Below are 1996 nucleotides of genomic sequence, written 5' to 3'. Positions count from 1 at the left end.
ACGAAAACGCATACCGCCCTCGCATATCGTCGCATGGTCACTCTGGCGTCGAGCGCATCAAGCGGCCGCCCAACGCGCACACTTCAAAGCAAAAAATCCAACTGTAATGCTAACCTCTTGCCCGAATTCCTGATGGTCCCGCCCGATACGGAAACGAAATCGCCGGCGCTCCCATTGGCCGGCTGCGCTCGCCGCACTGAGGTAACAACCCGGCTTCGCTTCCAAAGACAGGATTCCTACATGCAGCCGCATGTCGCCACACATCTGTGATTTTCAGTCAATCCATCTTTCGGTTGACTCTCTAACTTTGTTCGTTCAGGATATGATTAGGAATTTTGGCGATGCGTAACAGCGACCCGTTGCACAAACAGTCCGATGTCCACAAGTCGGGTGGCAGAGCCAGCAAGTTACGTGTCTATATCGTGAGTTATTGCCGCGTCCACTGTGAGGCGCTAAAAGCCTGTCTCGATCGCGACAACGATGTTGCGGTTGTGGGCACGAGCACATTCAACGAAGTCGCCCATATCGAGATAGCATCGACGGACTCGCAATTCGTGCTGCTGGACCTCGCTCCTCTCCAGCATCTTCCGCGGCCGGCTCCGTTTCTTGATCTACCCGAGGGGACCAAGCTTATCGCGGTAGGCATTGCAGACGATGACGACGAAGTCCTGTCCTGCGCCGAAGCAGGATTTTCTGGATACGTCCCCTTCAACGCATCGCTCGATGACCTCCGGCGCGTCATTCGGGAGGCTGACAGCGGACAGTTCGTCTGCTCACCAGGAACGACTGCAGCTTTGGTCCGCAAGATCTCGCAACTCTCGCGGAGAACCGCTACGCCAACGATCATGACCTCTCAACTAACCGCCAGGCAAAGAGAGATCGCAGCACTGTTGGGCCGAGGTCTTACCAACAAGGAAATTGCCCGACGCCTCTGCATCTGCTCGAACACCGTTCGAAACCATGTTCATGCCATTTTCCAGATTCTCGACGTCAGCTGCAGAGCGGAGGCAGTCTCAACGCTGCATGCGAACGGCTATCAGGCCGGCATTTCGTCCGGTAAACTGGTGCAACTCGGTCACGATTTCGAGATACGGGCGGCCAGCGCTGACAAATTGACGAAGTGCTGAGTGAAGTCATCCATCGAGCCTGCTGGCTAACGAGCGAAGAAACCATTGGTGATTGCACAGACCGTCCCTCGCTGGAGCTGCCGAGCGAGCCAACAGACGAGGCTCCGCATTACTCAATTTCTTTCTTACGAACTCTTAATTCTGTGAATACGTTACGTCGCTCCAGCTCTGGCTTGCATTCGCAGCTTCGTTTACGCCGGAAAGTGCGGAGCCAGATTTCGATTCATGGTCGATACGGTTCATCGCTGAGAGATTGCTGGAGACCGGCCAACGGATTGCCGCGATATCCGATCAACGGAGGTTTTGGTCCTTTGACCAGCACTTGAGCGAGCAGTGCTGGTGTAGCAAGGCCACCGGCGATCAACCGCTCCGGTGCGGGTGCCCGCACCACGGCGTTGCAGGCGCGGCAAGCGCACTTTGGACGGGCTATGCGCGCGACACGAAGCTGCGCTGGCACCTAGTCTAGTCCAGCATCTCACTGAGACTCTGGCCGATCGGATGCAGAGCGCGACCACAGCAAGAGCAAGTCTTTCCGGCGACATCGAGCAAGACGTCCTCACGGGGCAGATGATCAGGCAATGGCTTGTGACGCGATTGCGTTGCCTGCGTCTCTGCAACGACCGTCGGCCGGCGCTCCACGATGCGCGTAGGGTGCGCAGATCCAATTGGGCCAGCTCGAAGCGCGGCTCGTCGATCGACTGGGCCTCGCCCGGGAAGAAATGCGCTTTGTCGCAGCGTTGCTTTCGGTTCCTTGCCAGGAGCGCTAGGTGGTGTGGACTCTAAGGATTCCCTTTTGGGAGCAAATCAGATTCAAGGCTGCTTTTGGGGAGGCGGCCTTGGGTGTGATGGATCGTTTGGTTTTGAGCGAC

The 1996-nt window shown here is 56.9% G+C and carries 2 protein-coding genes and 1 pseudogene; 2 read left to right on the top strand and 1 reads right to left on the bottom strand.

Going from position 1 to position 1996, the window contains the following annotated elements; translation table 11 throughout:
• Together K288_RS54565 and K288_RS50105 are read left to right on the top strand one after the other, a co-directional pair.
• On the top strand, positions 1-270 hold a 270-nt coding region (locus K288_RS54565), incomplete at its 5' end, for a hypothetical protein (RefSeq protein ID WP_210164450.1).
• Between the two features lie 71 nt (positions 271-341).
• Positions 342-1127 carry a response regulator transcription factor gene (locus K288_RS50105; protein ID WP_051335072.1) on the top strand — a complete coding sequence of 262 codons (786 nt, stop codon included), beginning with the start codon at positions 342-344 and terminating at the stop codon, positions 1125-1127.
• A gap of 313 nt (positions 1128-1440) precedes the next feature.
• Here the strand turns inward: K288_RS50105 and K288_RS55420 are convergent.
• Positions 1441-1593, bottom strand: a pseudogene (locus K288_RS55420) (IS66 family transposase); the annotation flags it as partial.
• Positions 1594-1996: the final 403 nt, after the last annotated feature.

It is taken from the genome of Bradyrhizobium sp. Ai1a-2, assembly GCF_000426245.1.
GTDB lineage: Bacteria > Pseudomonadota > Alphaproteobacteria > Rhizobiales > Xanthobacteraceae > Bradyrhizobium.
The sequence above is the reverse complement of the archived record's forward strand: the minus strand, read 5'-3'. Positions and strand labels throughout refer to the sequence as shown.

Bases quoted from the DNA above. Each gene is read 5' to 3' on its own strand.
- K288_RS50105 (WP_051335072.1), top strand. From the start codon at position 342: ATGCGTAACAGCGACCCGTTGCACAAACAGTCCGATGTCCACAAGTCG.